Origin of the sequence: Flavobacterium selenitireducens, from assembly GCF_014748335.1 — a bacterium.
Classification (GTDB): Bacteria; Bacteroidota; Bacteroidia; order Flavobacteriales; family Flavobacteriaceae; genus Flavobacterium; species Flavobacterium selenitireducens.
This window is the reverse complement of the sequence record NZ_JAAVIY010000002.1, coordinates 199,063-222,128: the sequence shown is the minus strand read 5'-3', so window position 1 is coordinate 222,128 and position 23,066 is coordinate 199,063. Positions and strand designations below refer to the sequence as shown.

20 protein-coding genes and 1 pseudogene are annotated in these 23,066 nt (G+C 48.4%); 4 read left to right on the top strand and 17 right to left on the bottom strand.

Annotated features, from left to right (window positions below):
• The first annotated feature begins 434 nt into the window (after positions 1–434).
• A complete protein-coding gene (locus HC229_RS04565) occupies positions 435–1,817 on the top strand; it encodes a PQQ-dependent sugar dehydrogenase (protein ID WP_191019280.1) in 1,383 nt (460 codons plus the stop codon).
• A 51-nt stretch (positions 1,818–1,868) separates the two neighbouring features.
• Here HC229_RS04565 and HC229_RS04560 read toward each other — a convergent pair whose 3' ends face one another.
• Entirely contained in the window at positions 1,869–2,828 is a 960-nt protein-coding gene (locus tag HC229_RS04560; RefSeq protein ID WP_191019279.1) for an OmpA family protein, read from the bottom strand.
• Between the two features lie 278 nt (positions 2,829–3,106).
• Positions 3,107–3,868: an exodeoxyribonuclease III gene (locus HC229_RS04555; RefSeq protein WP_191019278.1), complete on the bottom strand. Its 762-nt coding sequence runs from the start codon at positions 3,866–3,868 to the stop codon at positions 3,107–3,109.
• A 226-nt stretch (positions 3,869–4,094) separates the two neighbouring features.
• Here HC229_RS04555 and HC229_RS04550 point away from each other — a divergent pair, with 226 nt between their 5' ends.
• On the top strand, positions 4,095–5,906 hold the full coding sequence (locus HC229_RS04550) for a GNAT family N-acyltransferase (RefSeq protein WP_191019277.1): 1,812 nt from the start codon (positions 4,095–4,097) through the stop codon (positions 5,904–5,906).
• Here HC229_RS04550 and HC229_RS04545 read toward each other — a convergent pair.
• The 10 genes and pseudogenes from HC229_RS04545 to serS all read right to left on the bottom strand — a co-directional run bounded on the left by HC229_RS04545 (position 5,903) and on the right by serS (position 14,822).
• The gene (locus tag HC229_RS04545) at positions 5,903–6,292 is read right to left on the bottom strand and encodes a DUF2752 domain-containing protein (protein ID WP_223845521.1); all 390 of its coding nucleotides are present in this window, start codon (positions 6,290–6,292) and stop codon (positions 5,903–5,905) included. The genes HC229_RS04550 and HC229_RS04545 overlap by 4 nt on opposite strands.
• A gap of 46 nt (positions 6,293–6,338) precedes the next feature.
• Positions 6,339–6,704, bottom strand: a complete 366-nt coding sequence (locus HC229_RS04540) for a DUF4234 domain-containing protein (protein ID WP_191019275.1) — start codon at positions 6,702–6,704, stop codon at positions 6,339–6,341.
• Positions 6,705–6,769: 65 nt separating this feature from the next.
• On the bottom strand, positions 6,770–7,189 hold the full coding sequence (locus HC229_RS16710; RefSeq protein WP_332871632.1) for a VOC family protein: 420 nt from the start codon (positions 7,187–7,189) through the stop codon (positions 6,770–6,772).
• Positions 7,181–8,116 (bottom strand): annotated as a pseudogene (locus tag HC229_RS04535) (2-hydroxyacid dehydrogenase); the annotation flags it as partial. The pseudogene HC229_RS04535 and the gene HC229_RS16710, both read right to left, overlap by 9 nt.
• A 34-nt stretch (positions 8,117–8,150) precedes the next feature.
• A complete protein-coding gene (locus HC229_RS04530) occupies positions 8,151–8,801 on the bottom strand; it encodes a hypothetical protein (RefSeq protein ID WP_191019273.1) in 651 nt (216 codons plus the stop codon).
• Between the two features lie 180 nt (positions 8,802–8,981).
• A complete protein-coding gene (gene mgtE / locus HC229_RS04525) occupies positions 8,982–10,334 on the bottom strand; it encodes a magnesium transporter (protein ID WP_191019272.1) in 1,353 nt (450 codons plus the stop codon).
• Positions 10,315–11,103 carry a 16S rRNA (adenine(1518)-N(6)/adenine(1519)-N(6))-dimethyltransferase RsmA gene (gene rsmA, locus HC229_RS04520; protein WP_191019271.1) on the bottom strand — a complete coding sequence of 263 codons (789 nt, stop codon included), beginning with the start codon at positions 11,101–11,103 and terminating at the stop codon, positions 10,315–10,317. Before rsmA ends, mgtE begins: the two co-directional genes overlap by 20 nt.
• Position 11,104: 1 nt before the next feature.
• Positions 11,105–11,425 (bottom strand): DUF4286 family protein, encoded by a 321-nt coding sequence (locus HC229_RS04515; RefSeq protein WP_191019270.1) that lies wholly within the window; start codon positions 11,423–11,425, stop codon positions 11,105–11,107.
• Positions 11,426–11,525: 100 nt separating this feature from the next.
• Complete coding sequence (locus HC229_RS04510; RefSeq protein WP_191019269.1) at positions 11,526–13,304, bottom strand: tetratricopeptide repeat protein; 1,779 nt, start codon at positions 13,302–13,304, stop codon at positions 11,526–11,528.
• 246 nt (positions 13,305–13,550) lie between these two features.
• A complete protein-coding gene (gene serS / locus HC229_RS04505) occupies positions 13,551–14,822 on the bottom strand; it encodes a serine--tRNA ligase (protein ID WP_191019268.1) in 1,272 nt (423 codons plus the stop codon).
• Between the two features lie 353 nt (positions 14,823–15,175).
• Here serS and HC229_RS04500 point away from each other — a divergent pair, with 353 nt between their 5' ends.
• Positions 15,176–17,083 (top strand): M1 family aminopeptidase, encoded by a 1,908-nt coding sequence (locus tag HC229_RS04500; protein WP_191019267.1) that lies wholly within the window; start codon positions 15,176–15,178, stop codon positions 17,081–17,083.
• Between the two features lie 82 nt (positions 17,084–17,165).
• Here the strand turns inward: HC229_RS04500 and HC229_RS04495 are convergent, their stop codons facing one another.
• The 5 genes from HC229_RS04495 to HC229_RS04475 are packed head-to-tail and all read right to left on the bottom strand — an operon-like array spanning position 17,166 to position 21,496.
• Entirely contained in the window at positions 17,166–17,948 is a 783-nt protein-coding gene (locus tag HC229_RS04495; RefSeq protein WP_191019266.1) for an SDR family NAD(P)-dependent oxidoreductase, read from the bottom strand.
• 30 nt (positions 17,949–17,978) lie between these two features.
• Positions 17,979–18,491, bottom strand: coding sequence for a cupin (locus HC229_RS04490; protein WP_191019265.1), 513 nt, complete (start codon positions 18,489–18,491; stop codon positions 17,979–17,981).
• A gap of 33 nt (positions 18,492–18,524) precedes the next feature.
• Positions 18,525–19,490 (bottom strand): 2-hydroxyacid dehydrogenase, encoded by a 966-nt coding sequence (locus tag HC229_RS04485; RefSeq protein ID WP_191019264.1) that lies wholly within the window; start codon positions 19,488–19,490, stop codon positions 18,525–18,527.
• Positions 19,491–20,438: an aldo/keto reductase gene (locus tag HC229_RS04480; protein WP_191019263.1), complete on the bottom strand. Its 948-nt coding sequence runs from the start codon at positions 20,436–20,438 to the stop codon at positions 19,491–19,493. It lies immediately after the preceding gene.
• A 14-nt stretch (positions 20,439–20,452) separates the two neighbouring features.
• A complete protein-coding gene (locus HC229_RS04475; protein ID WP_191019262.1) occupies positions 20,453–21,496 on the bottom strand; it encodes a Gfo/Idh/MocA family oxidoreductase in 1,044 nt (347 codons plus the stop codon).
• 159 nt (positions 21,497–21,655) lie between these two features.
• Between HC229_RS04475 and rseP the strand changes: the two genes are divergently transcribed.
• Positions 21,656–23,002 (top strand): RIP metalloprotease RseP, encoded by a 1,347-nt coding sequence (rseP, locus tag HC229_RS04470; RefSeq protein ID WP_191019261.1) that lies wholly within the window; start codon positions 21,656–21,658, stop codon positions 23,000–23,002.
• Positions 23,003–23,066: the final 64 nt, after the last annotated feature.

The following is a 23,066-nucleotide window of genomic DNA, read 5'->3' as shown; positions in this document are numbered from 1 at the left end:
AGGCCCAAATCCTTACGTCCAAATGTTTGTTGTGGTTTTTGTTTTGCAAATGAAATTTTCAAATCATCGACCAAATGTATAAAATCATCGATGAAATGCACAAGTTTTTTTAACACATATTGTTTTTCTTACAATCGTAACGAAAACGTTTTCGCTGTTGTGAAGGGCCGAGAATCCCTGTAAACAAGGGCATCCGACGAACACAAAAATTTTGCATCGTATTTCAATAATTGGATATTATAACGAAAAAACCTACAAAACACAATGTATTTCGTCGATAAAATATGTCACTTAATCGACAATTAATAATGAAAAAAATGACATTTTGCGAATAATCACTTGGTAAGCAACAAATTATGTAAGGTTTCATCATCACGCTTATACAGTAAACAGTTCTGAAATAGTAACTTAGTTCCAACCTAAAAACACAAGTCATGAAAACACCTTTATTTTTTATGTTAGTAATGGCAAGTTTTGCGTCGTTTGCACAGACAATCGCGCTTCAAAGCCTTGCCTCCGGATTCGACTCTCCCGTCGCAATCGAAAATGCGGGTGATGCCCGATTGTTCGTCGTCCAGCAAGGTGGAGCCATACGCATCGTAAATTCGGCAACAGGTGCCATCAATCCTGCCAACTTCCTTACGCTTACCAATTCGACGATCGCTACTGGAAATGAGCGCGGTCTTTTGGGACTGGCGTTTCACCCGAACTACAACACTAACGGATTCTTCTACGTGTTCTACACAAGGGCCGGAGACGGCGCATTGGTCGTTTCGCGTTATTCCGTAAGTGGAAACCCTGATGTAGCCAACGCAAACAGCGGGACACCGTTGCTTACCATCCCACATCCCGGAGCAGCGAACCACAATGGCGGCTCGTTGCGGTTTGGCCCTGACGGCTATCTCTACATCGGAACCGGAGACGGCGGCGGTGGGGGCGACCAAAACAACAACGCCCAAAACATCACCCAGAATCTCGGCAAATTGTTGCGCATCGACGTAGACGGAACCGCGCCATACGGAATTCCCGCGACCAATCCTTACGTTGGAGTGGCCGGAAATGACGAAATTTTCCATATTGGTTTGAGAAATCCCTGGAAATGGTCGTTTGACCGCGACAATGGCGATTTGTGGATAGGCGATGTCGGACAGGAAAACATTGAAGAAATCAATCACCTGACCGCGCCTCTAACTCCCGGACTCAATCTCGGATGGAGATGTTACGAAGGCAATGTCCCTTACAACACTGCGGGATGTGGTGCTATCGGTACGATGACGATGCCGTTGACGCAATATGTACAAAACGCTACCGGCGGATGTTCGGTGACGGGCGGCTACGTCTACCGCGGAATGGATTATCCGAATTTTGAAGGTCGCTATTTCTTTTCGGATTTTTGCATCAGCGAACTCGGATGGATTGCGCCCGGCGGCAACAGCATTACCTGGACGAACAACCTCAGTTTCGCAGGTTCGGTAACGACGTTTGGAGAAGATTTTGAAGGTGAACTCTATGTAAATGGCGGCGGAACGATCTACAAAATTACCGACTCATCGCTCGCAACCGACGACTTTGCGCGACATGGATTGCGACTGTTCCCGAATCCGACCGACGGCGAAGTGTTTCTCGACGCACCTAATATTCCCTATCCGGCTCAATTCCGGATCTATGAAAATACCGGTAAAGTGGTCGTAGAGCAAACCATAGAAAATACGATGGGCGGCCATTTCGTGACCGGAGACCTTGCCCGCGGCGTCTATATGGTTTGGCTCGAGGATGGACAAGGCAACACGTACAAAACCAAACTTGCAGTAGACTAAAACAAAAAAAGGTTCCTCATCGGGAACCTTTTTCATTTTCATTTCTATTGGTTATATCTCGTTGAGCATTTTGGATATCTCGTCGAGTTTTGGAGTCAGGATGATTTCGATCCTTCTGTTCTTCGCTTTGCCTTCGGCAGTTTCGTTTGGCGCAATTGGTGAAAATTGGCTTCGACCGGCCGCCGTAATATTGGTCGCGTTGATGTTTTTGTTCTCCAGCAAGATCTGGACGATCGCCGTTGCGCGCTTCGTAGACAAATCCCAGTTGTCGGCGATCTGGCCGGAACCTTGGTACTTGACGTCATCTGTATGGCCTTCGATTTGAACGGTGATGTCCGGATTGTCGCCGAGTACTTTTCCTACTTCGGTAACGGCGCGGCGACCTTCTGTTCCAACTGCCCAGCTTCCTGAACCGAACAGCAACTTGTTTTCCATCGAGACGTAAACCTTTCCGTTCTTTTGTTCGACGGTCAACCCTTTCCCTTCAAAGCTGTTGAGCGCCTTGGAGAGGGTTTCCTTCAGTTTTCTCATCGCGGCGTCTTTCTGCGCCATCATGTTTTCAAGCTCCGCAAGGCGTTGCGAGCTCGATTGAAGGTCTGCCTTGAGTTTGTCGAGACGTGCCTGTTCTGCGGCCAGCGCTTTCTCTTTTGCTTCGAGTTTGGCCAACAATTCCCGGTTTTTGGTCATGTTGCTTTGCAGCTCATCATTGCTGTTTTTCTCCAGCGCTGAATAAGACGACTGCAGATTTTTAAGGTTATTCGAGGCCGCCGTGTAGTCGTTCTGCAATTTGTCGCGTTCCGATCTGGTTTTGGCGAGTTCGTCCTGAAGCGCTTTGTAGTCAAGGTCGAGCTGATTCTTTTCTTTCGTCAGATTGTCGTTCGTGTCAGCAAGCGTGCGGTTCTCCTTTTTTAGCTTGGCGTATTTGTCTTCGAGTTCCGTGTACAGTTTTTTGGACACGCAGGAAGTTGAAAGTATCGCGATAAGAAGCGCTACGGAAATTCTTTTGGTCATGTTTTTTGGTTTAAAGTTTAAGGTTGGCGTGGTGTGGCACGTTGAACCATTAACTGCGAATTCTTATTGTACCCGGAATTAGCCCGGATTGCAGTGGACATCCTTTTGGAACTAAACGCTGTTTTTTGGCTGATTGCGGCAGCGACCAACGGAAGCTCGCGGCAAACAGCGCAAAAATGGCGTTTATGACAAAAGATGGCAACGGAAAGCCGGATCGGCTCCTGATTACAAAAGTAAACAGTGCGGTTGGCGGCTTGTCAGGCATTCCAAAAAGTTATTCACTCGATTTCAACAAGCACCGGACAATGATCCGAATGATGGGCATCTTTCAAGATCAGCGCCCGCTTTAGGCGATGCTCCATTTCGCACGTGACGAGCAGGTAATCGAGACGCCAACCCTTGTTGTTGGCCCGGGCGTTGGCGCGGTACGTCCACCAGGTGTAATGGTGCGGATCTTTGTTGAAATGGCGGAACGAATCGATGAACCCGGATTCGAGAAACATGCCGAGCCATTGGCGTTCGCGCGGCAAAAAGCCGGAAACGTTGGCATTGCGGATCGGGTCGTGAATGTCCATGGCCGTGTGGCAGATGTTGTAATCACCTCCGACGATCAGGCTTGGCAATTCGCGCTTGAGATTGTCGATATAGTGATGGAAATCGTCCATGTATTGGAACTTGTGGTCGAGGCGCGCGATGTTCGTACCCGACGGCAAATACAAACTCATCACGGAAACATCGTCGAAGTCGAGGCGCAGGTTGCGGCCTTCGGCGTCCATGCTTGGAATCCCGGTTCCGAAGGCGACGTGGTTGGGCTTTATCTTGGACAGGATCGCTACTCCGGAATAGCCTTTCTTTTCGGCCGAAAACCAATAATGGTAAGGATACCCGGCTTCTTCTATCAAATGGGTCGGAACTTGCTCCTGCATGGCTTTGGTTTCCTGGAGGCAAATAACGTCTGGATCTGCCGCTTTGAGCCACTCGATGAAGCCTTTGTTGATGGCGGCGCGGATGCCGTTGACGTTGTAGGAAATGATTTTCATTTTCGTTGAATTGATTTGGAATTCCGATGCGGAGGCCGACCTTGTCATCGCGCATGCCCAAATTTACGGTCACTCCGTTTAAATTTCAAACTTTATCATTCAAAATAATTTTTGCCGATTGTCCAATCAAACCCGGTTTCAGCGTCGAATTTTTGCGAGAAATGCACGAGTAACGTTCACTTAACCTACCTGAATTTTCCTATCTTTGCCCGATAAACCAAACTAAATGGGGCTCGTCACCGCTAAAGAAATCGCTCGTGCGATAAATGCTGACAAATACGGGGCTTTGGGGACTTTTGCCGGCTGGGTGCTGATGAAAGTGCTTCGTATTTCTACCCTGAAAAAAATCTACAATCGCCATAAAGATGAGCCGGTTGTCGATTTCCTGAACTCCATAATCGGCGAATTCCAGATCAAATTCGAGATTCCTGAAGAAGACTTCAAACGCCTGCCGAAAGAAGGTCCTTATATCACGATTTCCAATCATCCGCTTGGCGGGATCGACGGCATTTTGCTGTTGAAACTCATGCTCGACCGCGAGCCGAATTTCAAGATCATCGCCAATTTCCTGTTGCATCGCATCGAGCCGCTTAAGCCGTACATCATGCCGGTCAACCCGTTCGAGTCGCATAAGGACAAATCCAGCGTCGTGGGATTGAAAGAGACGTTCCGCCATCTGAAGGACGGGCATCCGCTTGGCATGTTCCCAGCAGGAGAAGTCTCAACGTTCAAAGACGATAAATTGATGGTCGACCGACCGTGGGAAGAAGGCGCGCTCAAAGTAATCCGCAAAGCCCAGGTTCCTGTCGTACCGATTTACTTCCACGCCAAAAACAGCTGGATGTTCTACTTTTTGTCTAAAATCAGCGACACGTTGCGCACGGCGAAACTGCCATCGGAATTGCTTACGCAGAAGAACCGCGTGATCAAGGTGCGCATCGGCAAACCCATATCGGTAGCGGAACAGAACGAATACGCCTCACTTGAGGATTATACGACATTCCTGAGAACCAAAACCTATATGTTGGCGAACGCGTTTGAGAACGATCCGTCGTTTTTGAATGCCAACAAATTGTTGTCGGCCAACGCCAAGCCACCAAAACAAATCGTACTTCCGGCCAACCAGGACAAGATTCTTGAAGAGATCGAAATGTTGCGCCAAACCGACGACGCTTGTTTTACCAGGAGCAAGAATTACGAAGTGTTCTTTACGGAAGCAGAGAAAGTTCCCAACGTCCTGCACGAGATCGGCCGCTTGCGCGAAATCACGTTCCGCGAGGTCGGAGAAGGCACGAACGAATCGATCGACCTCGACAGATACGATCAATATTACCACCACATGTTTTTGTGGGACGACGAAGCCAAGCGCATCGCCGGTGCCTATCGCATGGGATTGGGTAACGAAATTTATCCGAAATACGGAATTGACGGGTTTTACCTGCATGAACTTTTTCGGTTTGAGCCGGAATTGTTCCCGATGATGAGCCAGTCGATCGAAATGGGACGCGCGTTCATCACATCGGAATACCAACAAAAGCCAATGCCGCTTTTCTTGTTGTGGAAAGGCATCGTGCACACGACATTGCGTTATCCTGAGAACAAATTCCTCATTGGAGGCGTGAGTATTTCGAACCAGTTTTCGAATTTCTCGAAATCGCTGATGATCGAATTCATGAAGTCGCACTATTACGACCCTTACGTGGCCCAATATATTTCTCCTAAGAAAGAATTCAAGGTAAAACTCAAGGATGCCGACAAGGATTTCGTATTTAACGAGGCTGAAGCCGACCTCAACAAGTTCGACAAGATCATCGATGAAGTCGAGCCGGGGAACTTGCGCTTGCCTGTGCTCATTAAGAAATATATCAAGCAAAACGCGAAAGTCGTGGCTTTCAACGTCGATCCTTTGTTCAACAATTCGGTTGACGGTTTGATGTACATCAGAATTGCCGATTTACCAGACAGCACCGTGAGACCTGTCTTGGAAGAGTTCCAGGCCGAACTCGAAAAGAAGCTTGAGAAGAAAGGCGAAATCTAACTCCAGATCGATTCGCGCAGGATATCCGAATAACTGTTATCGGTAACAAAAAAACCGAGTCGCACCAGGTGGTAAGCGATTAGGGAAACGGCCATCGCCCATCCTAATCTCCTGCTGTAGAAGATTGAATTGAAATATTCTTTTCCGGTAGCGATTTCTATCGGAAGAAGGATCAGCAATCCTACGCAAAATATCGCCGTTGGAAGCCCGAAAATGTGGTACCGCAAACTCTCGATAAGATTCCCGTCATATAAAGACACGAGCGATTTCGTAATTCCGCATCCGGGACACGGGAAACCCGTAAGCATCTTGAACGGACACAGCGATTGAGCCGTTTCCAGATGTCCGTCGGCATTCGTGAGGTGAATAAAAAAAGGAATTGCCAAGGTCAAAACGGCCCCGGCAATTCCTAAAATCTTGTACTTTGTCTTCTTATTTGTAAAGCTTGTTGATATCACCTTGTACGATCATTGCGGCAATCATTGGGAAAAAGAATCCGAGCACGAGCAACAAAACCGACTCGTCTTTTTGCGGCTGACCCGTTTTTTGGTACAAAACCGGCAACGCTTCTTTCCCGGCCAGGTAGTAAAAATACATGTTTACGGGCGTGCAGCATCCGGCAAAAATTGCCACCGGCTGCGAAATGACTTCGCGCCCGGCGACGGCGTTGAGCACTTGTGCCGCCTTGATGTTCCAGTAGATCAGGTACAATCCGCAGGTTAGAAAACCCAGGACGAGTACCAGGACAGGATCTACGTTGAAGTCGGGAATTTCCCGGTTCTCTCTGATTTCTTCCATGTTCGTTTGATTATTATTGGTTTAGGCAAACGAAGAACGTAAAATCCAATTAATAAAACAAGGGATTACAAAAACGCTTTGTCAACGGGTTCCCACAGCTCGATTTTGTTGCCTTCCGGATCGAGGATCCACGCAAATTTCCCGTAGTCATGCGTTTCCGGATCGCCAACCAAAGTCACGCCCTCGCCTTTAAGCTGAACGATGAGGCGGTCGAGATTTTCGACGCGCAGGTTTTGCATGAACTGTTTTTCGGATGGTATAAAATATTTTGTGTCGTCGCCAAAAACCGACCATTGCGTCGAACCATCATTTCCATGTTCGTCTTTCCACCAAAAGGTCCAGCCATATTGATCGGCCGGCACTCCGAGGTGATTCCGATACCACTCTTTCAGCGCATCGGGATTTTTGGCCTTGAAGAAAAACCCGCCAATTCCGGTTACGCGTCTTTGTTCAACCTGCGGAATATCGGTCCCGAAATACAGCACTTTGATTTTGTCGACGATAACCTGAGCCAAACGCTGTTTGCTTTCGACTGTCCAGCCCGCGATGTGAGGTGAAAGGAGGACGTTTTCTGACTTTAACAGATATCGGAAAGCATCCGGCATTTCTCCTTCAAACAGTGTTTCAAAGGACAGTTTCTCATATTCGAGAACATCGAGTCCGGCACCCAAAATCTTTCCCGATTTTAAAGCCGCGACCAAATCTTCGGTTACGACATTTTTGCCTCGGGATGTGTTGATGAGCCAGAAGGATTTTGCAAAAGCACCGATAAAACCGGCGTCTACCATTTTGTCTGTTTCGGGCGTCCACGGGATATGCAAGCTCAGCACGTCGGCTTTTTGCTGCAATTCCGACAAGGAAACCTGTTTCGCATTGGCGTCGGAAACACCTTCAACGATATCGTAACATAAAACCTCAACGTCAAAACCTCTGAGTTTTTTCGCGAACGATTTCCCCATATTTCCATATCCGATTATCCCAACCGTTTTGCCGTCGAGTTCGTGTCCGCGGTTGCTTTCGCGCTTCCAATACCCTTCGCGGATCTCGCGGTCGGCAATGTTGAGTTTGTTGAAAAGATTGAGCAGCATGCCCAGCGAGTGTTCCGCAACGGCGTTCCGGTTGCCCTCAGGCGCCGCAATCAGTGTTACGCCTTTCGATTGGGCATAGTCCCCATCGATGCTTTCAAGCCCGGCTCCTACTCTTGCGATAAACTTCAGATTCGTCGCACTGTCGAGAAAAACTTTATCGATTTTGAACCGGCTCCGGATCACAATGCCTTCGTAATCGGACATTTTGGCTTCGATATCTGATTTTGAGGACGTATAATCTTCGTGGTTTTCAAACCCGGCGTCGGCGAGTTGCTGTAGTAAAATAGGATGATTGGTGTCGAGGTGGAGGACTTTGGGCTTCACTTGGCGTTTTTTCCAAAGTTACCAAAATATCGGGTTACTCCTTAATGATGACCATGTCCGATACGATTCCGATATCGGCAAACCAGGAGTCGGAAGTGAGCAACCGTCCTTTGTCGTCGGTTACCTCGAAATAAATACTGCTCGGATAAACCGTTCCCACGTTGCTTACTTTAAGGGCAACTTTGTTGAAGCCGTCGGAAAGCGGTATTTCCATGGATTGGCGCGCGCCGGTTATATGGAGTTCCATTACCGCGCGCTCGTTGACGTAGACGGTAATGCGTTCCCCGTCGACATAAGGCCCGATATCCTGGTAGGAAACGGTGATCATCGTGCTCGTCACGCGAAATTCGCCCATGTGCTTGTTCTGGCGCAGTTCAGGAAACGACTTGCTGCCGCTACCTTCTGAATTGATTCTCTCGGCTATGGCATCGCCCGGATTCTCAAATTTGGGCTTTGGGGCACCGAAGTTTATCGGTTTATCGGTATTGAGGTTGTAATTTTTGATCGGATCGCCGCTGATGGATGGCGGCACGTAATACGGATCTTTTTTGGGCGGCGTCACTACAGGCGCTTTTGTTTCCGGAGGCGTGACCGGCGGAATGCTGAGCCTGTTTTTGCCCGTGTCCGGCTGGGCGAAGACGCACAACGAACAAAACAGCAATAGTATCGGCAGCCAAAATCTCATAAAAAAATGCTTGTGCACAAAAATAGCCGAGAATCAAACGCTTTGGTGGTATTTAACTAAAAATTGTCAGAGCGTGAAGCACTTTACCAACCTCGACGGTTCACAAACCTTGAGCGAAGACAACCGTTACGTCACACATAAAACCCTTTGACGCTTAGCACGAAAGTAATCCGGAAACGCCTAAAACCCAATCACCATTTTGGCGATCGAAAAGTAGATCAATATCCCGCAGATATCGTTGCTCGTCGTTATGAACGGGCCCGTGGCGAGAGCCGGGTCAATCCCGAACTTGTCGAGTAAAATCGGGATGAACGTTCCAATAAGGGAGGCGATGACGATAACCGAAACCAATGCGATGGTCACGATAAACCCGACAACGGTTTCCACGTCAAGCAAAAAGTGGCTGCCCAGGAAAAGTATGATGGCCAGGATCGAGCCGTTGAGAAGCGAAAGCATGACTTCTTTGAGTAATCGGTTGAACAGCGAACCGCTAATGGTGTCGTTGGCCAGACCTTGCACGATAATCGCCGACGACTGTACGCCGACATTGCCCGCCATCGCCGCGATCAGGGGCGTGAACAGGAACAAACCGCCGTGTTCTTTCATGGCTCCTTCGAACAGTCCGAGAACGTGGACCGAAATAAATCCGCCCAAAAGCGCCAGAACCAGCCATGGAAGACGCGCCTTTGTCAAATCGAGAATGCTGTCATCGGCCTCGACGTCCTGTGAGATACCCGCCGCGAGTTGGTAATCCTTGTCGGCTTCGTCCTTGATTACGTCTACGATGTCATCGATCGTGACGCGTCCGACGAGACGACCCATTTCGTCCACGACGGGAATGGCTTCCAAATCGTATTTCTGCATGATACGCGCGACCTCAACGTCTTCCGTATCGATCTTGACCATGTTGAGTTTGCGGATATAGACATCGCTGATCGCCGTTTTCGTGGACGTCGTCAGCAAATCTTTAAGTGACAATCTCCCTTTTAGCCGATCTTCGTCATCTACGACATAAATCGAATGCACGCGGGAAACGTTTTCTGCCTGGATACGCATTTCCTTAACGCACGTCAGCACGTTCCAGTTTTCGTTGACTTTTACGAGTTCTTTGTGCATCAAACCACCCGCCGAATGCTCGTCATAGCGCAAAAGCTCGACGATATCCTTGGCGTGCTCCATGTCCTGAAGCTCGAGTATGACCTCTTCTTTCCTGCTTTGGGGAAGTTCGGCGATAATATCGGCCGCATCGTTGGTGTCGAGGGCGTCAAGTTCTTCTGCGATTTCTTTTGGGGAAAGGCGCTCGAGGATGTCCTCGCGGATGTTGTCGTCGAGCTCGAGAAGTATTTCGGCCGTTTTTTCGGTATCGAGAATCTTGAAAATGTAAGTTCCCTCGTTGGCGTCGAGTTCGTCTAGAATTTCGGCAATATCAGCAGGGTGCAGATCGTTGAGCAGGGATTCGAGTTGCCTGTCGTCCTTGCTTCTGATAAGCCCCTCGATCTGCGAGATTAATTCCTTACTGACTTTGAACTCCATCGGCCTGGATATTTTGTGTTACCGAAATGAACTGCGCCACGTCCAGCTGTTCCGGACGGAGGTCAAAGATAGGATTTTCGCGCAATTTTTCGGACAAGCCGAATGTTTTTAAACTGTTACGGAGTTGCTTCCGGCGTTGGTTGAACGCGGTTTTTACGACCGTGAAAAACAGTTTCTCGTCGCAAGGAAGCGTATAATTTTCCTTTCGCGTCAAACGCAGCACGCCGGACTTGACTTTTGGAGGAGGCGTAAACACATTCTCGCTCACGGTAAAGAGATATTCCGCGTCGTAGAACGCCTGTACCAGCACCGATAATATTCCGTAGGCTTTGCTGCCTTTCGTTTCACAGATGCGTTCGGCCACTTCTTTTTGGAACATGCCTGAAAATTCGGGAATCTGATAGCGGTAATGCAACATCCGAAACACGATTTGGGTCGAAATGTTGTACGGAAAATTCCCGATTATCGCAAACGGTCGGTCTTCAAAAACTTCGTTGATATTGTATTTCAGGAAGTCTTTCGAGATGATTTTCCCGTGTAATTTCGGATAATGCGCATTCAGATATTCCACCGATTCCGTGTCGATCTCGATGACATAGGTCGTGAAATCCTTCTCGAGCAGATATTTGGTGAGCACTCCCATGCCCGGCCCGATCTCGAGCACGTCGGAATAGCCGCTTCCGACTAGGGAATCGGCAATTTTCCTGGCGATGTTCTCGTCGTTGAGAAAGTGTTGGCCAAGATGTTTTTTCGCTTTTACCTTATCCATCCTAAACGATGTTGTGGTCTGAAATCAGTTCGAGCTCGGTACGGAACGCAAGCATTCGGTCGCCAAACAACGCCTGGCTCTCTTCTCGCAGCCGTGGCGCATCTTCAGCATAATAACGCTCGAGCATTTCGCGATTTTCGGCGGTGAACTGCACGGAATACGTAACGCCGCCCATTTCTTCCTCGACGAGCACCTTTACCATGCGCGCGTTAATGAATTTGCCTGTTGCCAGCACGTCCGATATGTGTTTGTGCTGCATCCAATCCATCCATTGGTCGTGGACGGAGTCGTGTATATTGATGGTGACGTTGTATATTATCATTATTGGTTAATCTATGGTTTGTTGTTTTGAAGCTTAAGGGAAGTTGGGTTTGTCAATGGCCAACTCCGGATTTACGATTGACGAGATTGGAATTTGGGATTTAAAGATTAGTGTCGCCTCTCAACGTCCGGTATTTCTTTCGCGCTTCCACAAAATGAATACTGTCCTGATGTTCAAAGATCATTTTTTCGTAAAGCGGCTTGGCTCTCTCGGGTTCCTTGAGATGGAAATTGTAAATGTCTGCCGAATAATAAAGCGCTTCGTCTACATAAATCCCGTCAGCATGATTGTCAAGAATGCTTTTGTACAGATTCAGCGCGGCGTTGAAATCACCTGCTTTCTCATACATTTTTCCCAATCGCAACATCGTCACACTTTCTATTTCCTTGCCTTTGAATTCTTGGAGAATGGCTTGAAACGCGGCCAAGGCGTCTTTCGACTTATTTTGGTAGAGCAGATAATCGGCCCTGGCGAACTTCTTCAGAGCCGTTTGTGTGGAATCCTCTACCGTATTGTCCGAAATCAGCAGGAAATATTCCAGAGCGTCGTTGGCAATTAATTGCGTGGACGCCGATTTCAGTGTCTTGAATTGTGCTTGTGCCCAGGTAAAATCCCCTTTGAAATAGCTCGTGCGCGCGGATTTCAAACTTGCTTCGTGCCCGATGGCATCGTTTTTCAGATCATCCTCGATCTGGGAATAATAAATCAACGCCTGATTGAACTTTTCCTCGTACAACAAAATGTCTGCAAGTTCCATTTTCACGTCCGACTGCTGATAGCGGTTGAGTTGTAACTCGAGCGACTGTCTGAGCATGTTTTTGGCCGCTTCCGGATTGTTGGCGTTGAAGGCCGTGAAATGAGCGTATAAGATCTGCAATTGAAGCGTAAACGGATTGAGCCCGAATTCGTCCATAAGTTTTTTGAAGTCGGCCTCTATTTGGGCGTTTTCCTTTTCCGTCGCCGATTGGACGCGCATTTCCATCAGGTAAAAATTGGCCTGGACGCGCAATTCGATCTCGGACGTGTTCTGTAAAATCCATCCGAAAATCTCCTTGGCAGTTTCAGAGTCGTCTTCCTGTATGGCGAGTTCGGCAAGGTTGACGATGTTGTAAAATGTCTCGGGATTGCGCTTGTAGACCGCCTTTTCCTGTACGAAAGCTTTTCCGTATTCTTTTTGTTGGACATAAAACCAACTCAGGTATTGGTTCCAGAAAATATCCTGATCTTTCTGGGCGCGCACCAAAAGCGCCTTTCGCAACGTCTCGTTGAAATTCGTGTCCGCATCCTCGTTCATGAATCGCGACAACTGGTTCTGCACCACGATCGTGCTATGCGGATTGGCGAACGCTTCGTCTAGGAACGTGTTGATCATCATGTCGGTATTGCCTTGCTGTCCGTAAAGCAGCGCCATCTGATAGTTGAAATTCATCTTGGGCTCTTTCTCAAGCGCCAGTTTATAGGCACGCAACGCGTAATCGAGAAGCGAGCGTTTCTCGAATGAAGAAGCAACGCTGTAAACATCCCCGGCGTTGACTTTGATCTTGGCCAACGCTTCCTCGTAGTATTTTTTCGCTTTGGAATCGTCCTTTTTGAGCTGGTAATTGTATCCGATTTCGACGAGAAGCCCGCCTTGTTTGTAGCGTTCCAGGCGTTCGCGCAATAGCTTTTCAGCTTCCTCAAGTTGTTGAAGCTGTTGGAAAGACTCGACCAATCGCTGGAAATAAATACTGTTCGACGGCTGATTTTTTAGCAATTCCTGATAGCTCACTTTGGCCTTTTCGAACTCGCCTTTGTCAAAATAATTCTGGGCCAGCTGCTCGTTTTGGGCGATCGCAGCAAGCGAAAACAGAAAAGCGATCAAGGCAAGTTTTAGTTTCATTTTCGGATTTTGCTAGACTATTCCAATATAACGCTTTTTGGCGGTGGAACGTATTGGCACGGACAAAGATAGAGGCGTTGGAAAGATATTATTAACCTTTAACAAAATAGGCAGAAAAACTGTAATTGAAATTGGTGTCGATTGGGTATTTTTATATAGACATAACAGATTTTTTAAAAATCTGTTATGTCTGCCGCGCGTGAGCCAATTGACGATTTAACGACCCAAACAGGAAATCCCCAATCTCTAATTGATAATCTCGAATCCCGTATACTTGCGCAACACTTCCGGAATCACGATTCCCTCCGGCGTCTGGTAATTCTCGATAATTCCCGCAAGGACACGCGGCAAAGCCAGTGAACTTCCGTTAAGCGTGTGCGCCAAATGGTTTTTGCCCTCCTTGTCTCGGTAGCGCAATTTGAGGCGGTTGGATTGGAACGTCTCAAAATTCGAAACCGAACTGATTTCCAACCATCGATCCTGGGCCGTGGAAAATACCTCGAAATCATAAGTCAAAGCCGAAGCAAATCCCATATCGCCACCGCACAAACGCAAAACCCGATACGGCAATTTCAGTTCGTCGAGTATATTTTTGACGTGCCCGACCATGCCGTCGAGAGCCGCATAGGAATTCTCCGGCTTCTCAATGCGCACGATTTCAACTTTGTCGAATTGGTGCAGGCGGTTCAAGCCGCGAACGTGGGCGCCATAGGATCCGGCCTCGCGTCTGAAACAAGGCGTGTACCCAGTGTTAAGCACCGGTAATTCGCTTTCTGAAAGGATGACATCGCGGTACAAATTCGTAACCGGAACCTCAGCCGTCGGAATCAGGTATAAGTCGTCGGCACCCACATAATACATCTGGCCTTCCTTGTCCGGAAGTTGTCCGGTTCCATAACCCGACGCCTCGTTCACCAAATGCGGAACCTGGACTTCCTGGTAACCGGCATCTGTGTTTTTATCGAGGAAGTACGCAATAAGCGCGCGTTGCAATTTGGCACCTTTTCCCTTGTAAACCGGGAATCCGGCACCGGCGATCTTGACGCCAAGCTCGAAATCGATGATATCGTATTTTTTCACGAGTTCCCAATGCGGCTGTGCTTCACCATGCAAATCAGGAATTTCCCCGCTTTGAAAAACGGTCTCGTTGTCATCCGCAGTTCTACCATTCGGGACGATATCGGCCGGAAGGTTAGGGATCGTGTATAATTTTGCCGTCAGGTCGCTCGCGAAAACATCGAGTTTTTCGGCAAGTTCCTTACTTTTCTCTTTCAATATTACCGTTTTCTCCTTTAAAATAGCCGCTTTCGCCTTTTCGCCATTTTTCATGAGTTCGCCAATGTCTTTGGACAGCTTGTTCGATTCAGACAGCGTGTTGTCCAATTCCGCTTGCGTGGCCCGACGGTTCTCGTCTACCGACACGACATCTGCGATCAAGTCGGCGGCGTCAAGATTGCGCTTGGCCAACGCGTCGATGACCTTTTGCTGATTTTCGCGTATGTAAGCTATTTGTAACATGGCGTGGTTTGATTTTTTCGATGAGTGGCAAATTTAGTTAAATCGTTTGAAGTTTAAAGTGAAAGGATTAAAGTTTAGGTTGGGCGTGACGGCGGCGTGGGAATGTCGCCATGTAAAAGCATTAGAGGCGCCGCCGTCGGGCTGTCCGCTGTATCTTTTGTCCAGAACCTACACGGTTGGAAAAATCTGTAGGTTGTCCAAAAGGATGCCGCTTCCATCCCTCACGCAAACCCAGTGTTCAAAGTACTGACGTGCATCGTCACCCATTCGTTCGGGCACTCAACCACTTTATTACCACATTAACACAGGTTTACGCGTTTATTACTTACTTTCGCTCAACTTTTTTTAATTTTATGACGAAGATTTACTTATTGTCGATTTTGGTTGCGGTTTCGGCGTTCGGACAAAGCCCCACGGGAAGTTTGGCCCGCATTGCCGAATCAGAGATGAAATCGGCCGAAAGCCTGATGTCCGTACAGGTCAACCCGAACACCCAGAATTACGACATCACTTATCACAAACTGGAGTTTACGATCGACCCTGCCGAATATTTTATCTCCGGGAAAGTCACGACCACGTTCACCGCTTTGTCGAACATGAGCACCATTCACTTCGACCTCACCGAACAACTCAATGTAAGCTCGGTAAAAAAAGGCGCGACCAACCTGGCGTTCGCCCAAAACAACGAGGAATTGATCATTACATTGCCATCGGTTCAAGCCGCGGGAACATCGGCAACCGTGGAAATCATCTACTCAGGGGAACCGGCATTCGGTGAGCAAGGCTTCAACACAACCTCCCACAATGGCGTTCCGGCTATGTTTACGCTATCGGAACCGTTTGGCGCACGCGATTGGTGGCCGTGCAAGCAGGATCTCAACGACAAAGTAGACAGTATTGACGTTTTTATCACTGCTCCGAGCCAATATGTAAGTGTTTCCAACGGTTTGGAAGTCGGGCAAACGACATCGGGCGCAAGCAAGACGACGCATTTTCATCACGGTTATCCCATTCCGGCGTATCTGATCGCAATCGCAATCACCAATTATCAAGTGTTTACACTCAACGCGGGTTCGCCTCCAAACGAATTTCCTATCGTCAATTACGTGTATCCCGAAGATTTTGCCGATGCGCAGGACGGTTATGGAGCAACGCCGGCCATTATGGATTTATACGAAGAGCTATTCGAGACTTATCCGTTTTCTGACGAAAAATACGGTCACGCACAATTCGGTTGGGGCGGCGGGATGGAGCACACAACCGTTTCGTTCATGGCCAATTTCAGCCGCGACCTCATAGCACACGAGCTCGGCCATCAATGGTTTGGCGACAAAGTGACATGCGGCTCCTGGAAAGACATTTGGCTAAACGAAGGTTTCGCGACCTACCTGTCCGGGTTGACCGTGGAACACCTCGACGGGCTGCCGCAATTCATCGACTGGAAAGCGGAAAATATCGATTTCATTACCTCTTCCAACGGCGGAGCGGTTTATCTTACCGATGCCGAAGCGCTCAACGTCGGACGCATTTTCAGCAGCCGACTCAGTTACAGCAAAGGCGCAATGGTGCTTGAAATGCTGCGCTGGAAACTCGGGGACGCCAACTTTTATCAGGCGCTGCGAAATTATTTGGCAGATCCCAATCTCGCATACGATTATGCCGTTACGAACGATCTCCAAACGCACCTTGAAGCAGTTTCGGGCCAGGATCTCGACGGATTTTTTCAGGATTGGGTGTACCGGCAAGGATATCCGATCTATACGATCACAGCGGCGAATTGGGGAAATGGGATTTACAGGTTTACGGTCAATCAAACGCAATCGCATTTTTCGGTGAATTTTTTCGAAATGCCTGTTCCTGTTCGCGTTTTCGGAAGCGGCGGCCAGCAAATGGATCTCGTGTTGCAAAATACCGTCAACGGCCAAACGTTCGATATGGCTGTCCCGTTTACGGTAACTTCGGTGCAATTCGATCCCGAACGCCACATCATTTCCCGAGACAGCAACGCTTCGTTGGGAGTGGCGAATTTCGCGACATTGGCGGGTGCGAACATCTATCCGAACCCGGCGAAAGACCAACTGACCGTCAACCTGCCTTTAGACGCCACGCTCCAAAAGGTAATCGTTACGAATCCGCTCGGGCAGCAAGTCCTGGAAACGGGTTCGGCCGAAGTCAACGTCTCGAATTTGAAATCCGGCGTTCATTTCCTCACGGTTTATTCCGATAAGGGAAACCGAACTTTTAAATTTGTGAAGGAATAAATTTCGTTATAAAAAAAACCGCTGCATCAAAACAGCGGTTTTTTTTTCAGGCTATTCGCGACCTGTTGTTTGTTTTCAGACGTTATGCGATGGTCGTGACCAGGCCACCGTCTACGCGCACCGAAGTGCCGTTCGTTGCAGATGCCAACGGGCTTGCGAGATACACGATCATACTCGCGATTTCTTCGGGTTCCGCAAAGCGCCGCAATAGAGACGTAGGCCGGTCATGGTCGAAAAATTCCTTTTCTTTTTTTGCCCTGTTGTCTTCGTCGAGGTCGATAAAGTCGGTCAGGCCCTCAGAAGCCGTCGGGCCGGGTAAGACGCTGTTTACTGTCACGCCGGACGCTTTGGTCAATTGGGCCAAACCTCTGGAAATAGCCAGTTGGGCCGTCTTGGTCATGCCGTAGTGTATCATTTCCTGCGGAATGTTGAGTGCGCTTTCGCTCGACACGAAAATGATCCGTCCCCAGTTTTGTTCCAGCATTTTCGGAAAATACCTGCGCGACAGGCGCACGCCGCTCATCACGTTGACTTCAAAAAACCGAAACCAGTCTTCGTCTTCAATGTCCGCAAACGGTACGGGCTCAAAAATCCCGACGTTATTGACCAGGATATCTACCTGGGGCAATCGGTGTAACAGCGCGTCTATTTCGTCTTTTTTAGAAAAGTCGCACGCAATTCCATCCACCCGAGCATCCGGATTTTCCTGCTTGAGGCGTTCTATGGCGGTGTCGATACCTTTTTGACTGCGTCCGTTCAAAAAAACAGTCGCGCCTTCCCTGAGTAGCGACCTGGCCGTGGCAAAGCCAATTCCGGAGGTTGATCCGGTGACAAGCGCTGTTTTATTTTGTAATTGCAAATCCATTTTGTCCGCGGTTAAATTGTGGCTATTCGGTCAATTCGCCAATTCGAGGCTCCAAACTTCGAGCAGCCCGTGTGCTTTTCCGTAGACCGGATCGCTTTCGGGCATCGGGACATTCGCGATGTTTTCATCGGCTTTCGGGCGCTCTCCGGGTTCTCCTCTCATGATGTCGTAGTCACAACCGTCAGGATAGGCGCCTACGACCGCAAAATCGTCCGATTGCGAAATTCTTTTACGGCCGACTCCCGCGGGAATAACGACGACATCTCCTGCTTCGACGGGCAATTGCTCCCCGTGTTCACCTCCGAATTGCAAAATCGCATTTCCCTGGTAAATCCCGATGACTTCATGTGTGATGCTGTGATAATGGTGATAGTCATAAACGCCGTTTTTCCAGGCATTCTTCCATCCGAAATCGCGAAAATGCGCAATGATCGCGTCTGCGTCGATGAAGTCTTCGGCAAAAACGCCTTTGTAGTAAAGCAACGGCAATTGACTGTTCGGGATTTTCCCGTCGTCGTTGAAAGTGAAAGTGTGTGGTTTCATTGTGGTGGTTGTTTTAGTTTAGCAGTTGTGGTATCAATCAGGCTTTACCCGGGCAGGCAAAGGTTCGTTTCTTAGTCCGGCTATGGCGTTGCGTGCGGAAAGTTCAGCCATGGCGTTGCGCGTTTCAAACGTGGAGGATCCGATGTGGGGCAAGACACAAACATTCGGAAAATCGAGAAGTTCGTCGTCTTTGTCCATTGGTTCGGGATCGGTGACGTCGAGACCGGCGCCCCATATCTCGCCGCTTTCGAGCGCTTTTTTCAGGTCAGATTGTCTGTGGATCGGGCCTCTTGCAATGTTCACGAAAATCGCGGTCGGTTTCATTTTGGCAAAAGCATCGGCATCGAAAACGCCTTCGGTTTCTTCTGAAAGATTGGCGTGGACCGAAATCACGTCGCTATTCTCAAGCAGTTCGTCAAACGGGACTTTTTTCGCGCCCAATTCGGATTCGGCTTTTTCATTCGCGCTTCTGTTATGGTATAAAATTTCCATATCGAACGCGCCTTTGGACGACTTCGCCATTTCATATCCGATGTTCCCAAGCCCAAAAATACCAAGCGTCTTTCCTTGTAATTCCTGACCCAAATCCTGAAGCGGATCGAAAAATTCCCAGTCGCCTTTTGCGATCCTTTTGTGATGATGAAACGCCTTTCGCGCCGTCGCCTGCATCAACAGGAACGCGGTATCGGCAGTGGCTTTGCTCAAGACGCCCGGCGTGTGTCCAACGGGAATTCCGAGTTCATCGGCTTTTTCCATATCAACATTGTCATATCCGACCGAAAACAACGAAATCACCTTAAGATGTTGGCACGTCTCAAGAAATTTTGCATTGAGTTCGATGCGTCCGGCGGCCAGTAAAGCGTCGGCATTTTTGCATTTTGCGATAAGCTCTTCCTGTGTCAGGTCGCGATTTTCGGTCCATTGTTCTACCTCGATCCCTGCTTTTTCAAAAAGCGCGAGACCGGATTTCGGAAATTGTCTTGTGATGAAAACTCTCATTTACCAAAAACTTGCTGCATTCAATTGGCCGATTTCGTCGGCGACGAGCTCCAATTTAGGGGCGGCGATTATGCTTTTGAGTTGGTCGAGGCTCGTGGCGCTCGCGATGGGTGCCGTAACCGATTGTCGCTTGATCAGCCACGCAAGTGCGACGGCGGCCGGCGTTGTGTTGTGAATCGAAGCGACTTCATCGAGAGCGGACAAAATCTTGAGTCCGCGCGTATCGAAATATTTGTCCATGTCGCCTCCTCTCGGACTTTTCTCGAGATCGGCTTTCGTGCGGTATTTCCCGGTAAGGAATCCGCTTTCGAGCGAAAAATATGTGATGACGCCCAAACCGTGGCCGAGGCAAAGTGGCTCGTATTGGCTTTCGTACTGTTCGCGGGCGTACAAATTGTAGTGCGGCTGCAACGTCTGATAAATCGGAAAGTCGTTTACCTGGCTCGCGTCAAGCGACTGCAAAAGCCGTTCGGGAGTCATGTTGGAAGCGCCTATCCAACGCACCTTTCCTTCTTTTACGAGTTGATCGTAGGCTGAAAGCGTTTCTTCGACCGGCGTGTCCAAATCGTCGAAATGAGTTTGATAAAGGTCGATATAATCGGTGTTGAGCCGTTTGAGTGAAGCCTCCGCGGCTTTTAAGATGTAGTCCTTTTTTAGCGATTTCCCTTCGCCCATGTCGCTTCCGACCTTTGTGGCGATGACGACCGAATCCCGATTCTTGCGTGATTTGAGCCAGTTCCCGATGACCTTTTCAGATTCGCCACCGGAGTTTCCGTCGGCCCAGCGCGAATAGACGTCGGCTGTGTCAATTGCGTTAAAACCCGCGCCGGTGAAGGCATCGAGAAGTTCGAACGACGTTTTTTCATCTATAGTCCATCCGAAAACATTGCCGCCGAAAACGATCGGTGCGATGTGAAGGTCGGATTGTCCCAGTTGTCTTTTTTCCATTGATTCTGTATGGTTTAGAAGTGTATGTATTTTTTGTCGGATGCACTCTCGATTGCGGCTTCGATGATGCGCATCGTCTTGATTCCGTCCTCGGCAGAGACCGGAAGCGGTTTGTTTTTCTTGACCGCGTGGTAGAGATCGTCAAAGAAATGATAGTAATTGCCCGGGATCGTCGGGACGTGTTCGCGCACTTCCTCTCCTTCGATTTCCGTGTTGAGCACGCCTTTTTTGAAGTCGGGTTCTTTGCCCCAATCGGTAACCATCGGTTTTTTCCCTGTTTTAAGCTCGTCTTCCTGGACATCTCCGCGGCTTTTGATGAACGAGCCTTTTTTTCCGTGGATCACGTAAGCCGGAAGCGATTCCCGTACGAAATAACTTGCTTTCAAACGCACGCGGAACTTCGGATAAAACAGCGTGATGTCGAACCAGTCGTCTACAACGGAATTTTCGCGTGTGCTTCTGACATCGGCAAACAAACCTTCGGGAAACCCAAACAAGAACAACGCCTGGTCGATAATATGTGATCCGAGATCTTTTAAGATTCCAGATCCGCCGGAGCGCACTTCTTTATGTGGTTTCGGGCTTAGATTCGGGTTGTATCGGTCAAAATGAAATTCCGCTTCTACGGTTTCGCCGAGGATTTCCTTGTCGAAAATATCTTTTACGGTCTTGAAATCGCTGTCGTAACGACGGTTTTGGAACACTGCGATCTTGCGGTTTTTCTCAGTTGCAATTTCTTTTAGTTCTTCGGCTTCGGCCACCGTCGCAGTAAATGCCTTTTCGACGAGAACGTGCTTTCCCGCTTCCAGCGCGGCCTTGGCGTATTCAAAATGGGTTTCAGTAGGCGTGTTGACGATCACAAGCTCCACGGATTCATCGGAAAGCACCTCCTCAAGGCTTGCGTAACTTTTGACCATCGGATAATCTTCCTGGATGAGCTTGCGCGAACGTTCCCAGCATCCGACCAGTTCAAAACCGGGATGCAATTCGAGAAAAGGCGCGTGGAAAATTTTGCCGGACATTCCATAAGACAGCAAGGCCGTGGAGATTTGTTGCATGTTTGATCTGATTTTTAGCGAACAAGATGTTCATCCGTAAATTTAAACCTCACGCTGTGAACGCTTGGAACTATTAACAAACATTTACCAGTTCAATATATAGCGTCTGTTAGGCTGTTGTTCAGAAAACACTATTTTTGCCCAAATTCAATAGTTACAATGGATATCGTAATCAAGCTTTCCCAGTTTTTGCTGAGCCTTTCACTGCTCATCATTTTGCACGAACTCGGGCATTTCATACCGGCAAAGTTGTTTAAGACGCGTGTCGAAAAATTCTATCTGTTCTTTGACGTCAAGTTTTCGCTGTTCAAGAAAAAAGTTGGGGAAACGGTTTATGGTATCGGATGGTTGCCGCTTGGCGGATACGTCAAAATCTCGGGAATGATAGACGAAAGCATGGACACCGAACAAATGGCGAAAGATCCCGAGCCTTGGGAATTCCGATCAAAACCAGCCTGGCAGCGATTGATCATCATGCTCGGAGGCGTTACGGTAAACTTTATCCTGGCGTTTTTGATCTACATCGGGATCGCGTTTGCTTACGGCGATTTTTACGTGAACAATTCCGATTTGAAAGACGGCGTTTGGGTGGTAAATCCAGTTTTGGAAAAAGCGGGATTGAAAACCGGAGATAAGATCGTCGCGATCAATGGGAGTCCCGTCAACAAATTCGATGGTGGAATCAACGAGCTTGTCATCCTTTCCAAAACCGTGACGGTAGAAAGAAACGGCCAGCAGCAAGAGTTGACGATGCCTGTAAACCTTATCGACCAGGTTACGTCGTCTGATGTAAGAGGAGCCGTTGCTTTGCGTATGCCGTTTGCCGTTGGCGCGATCGACGAGAAATCGAAAAACAAAGAAATACTAAAGTCCGGAGACGTGGTTACGTCTATAAACGGCCAGCCACTTCGTTATTTTGACCAGTTGAAAGGCATGCTTGCGCCATTGGCCGGAAAAACGGTGCCTGCGACGGTAATCCGTGACGAGAAAGAAACTCCGATTGCCGTTCACGTGAGTTCTGAAGGGAAATTGGGCGTTGGCATCGCCCAGTTGGAAGAGCGCAATCTCGAGCGTCTTGGTTACTATAAGTTCCAACGCGAACAATATGGCTTTTTCGAGTCGATCCCAATCGGAATCAATAAAGGAAAAGAAAGATTGGTTCGTTATTGGTCGCAGTTAAAAGCGATTGCGAATCCTGAAACGGGCGCAATCAAATCGGTCGGCGGTTTTTATGCGATCTTCAACATTTTCCCTGACGAATGGGTTTGGGAGAACTTCTGGAATATCACGGCCGTGCTTTCAATCATGCTTGGCGTAATGAACCTTTTGCCGATTCCTGCGCTTGACGGAGGCCACGTCATGTTCCTGCTCTACGAAATGATCACGAGACGCAAACCGAGCGACAAATTCATGGAATATGCGCAAATGACTGGTTTTGTGCTGTTAATCGGATTGTTATTGTTCGCCAACGGAAACGACATTTACAAAGCGATCGTCCGACAGTAAAATTTCTTGATTTTTTCTTGAAATTTGTTTGCAAGACTCGTTTTTCGTTTTATCTTTGCAACCG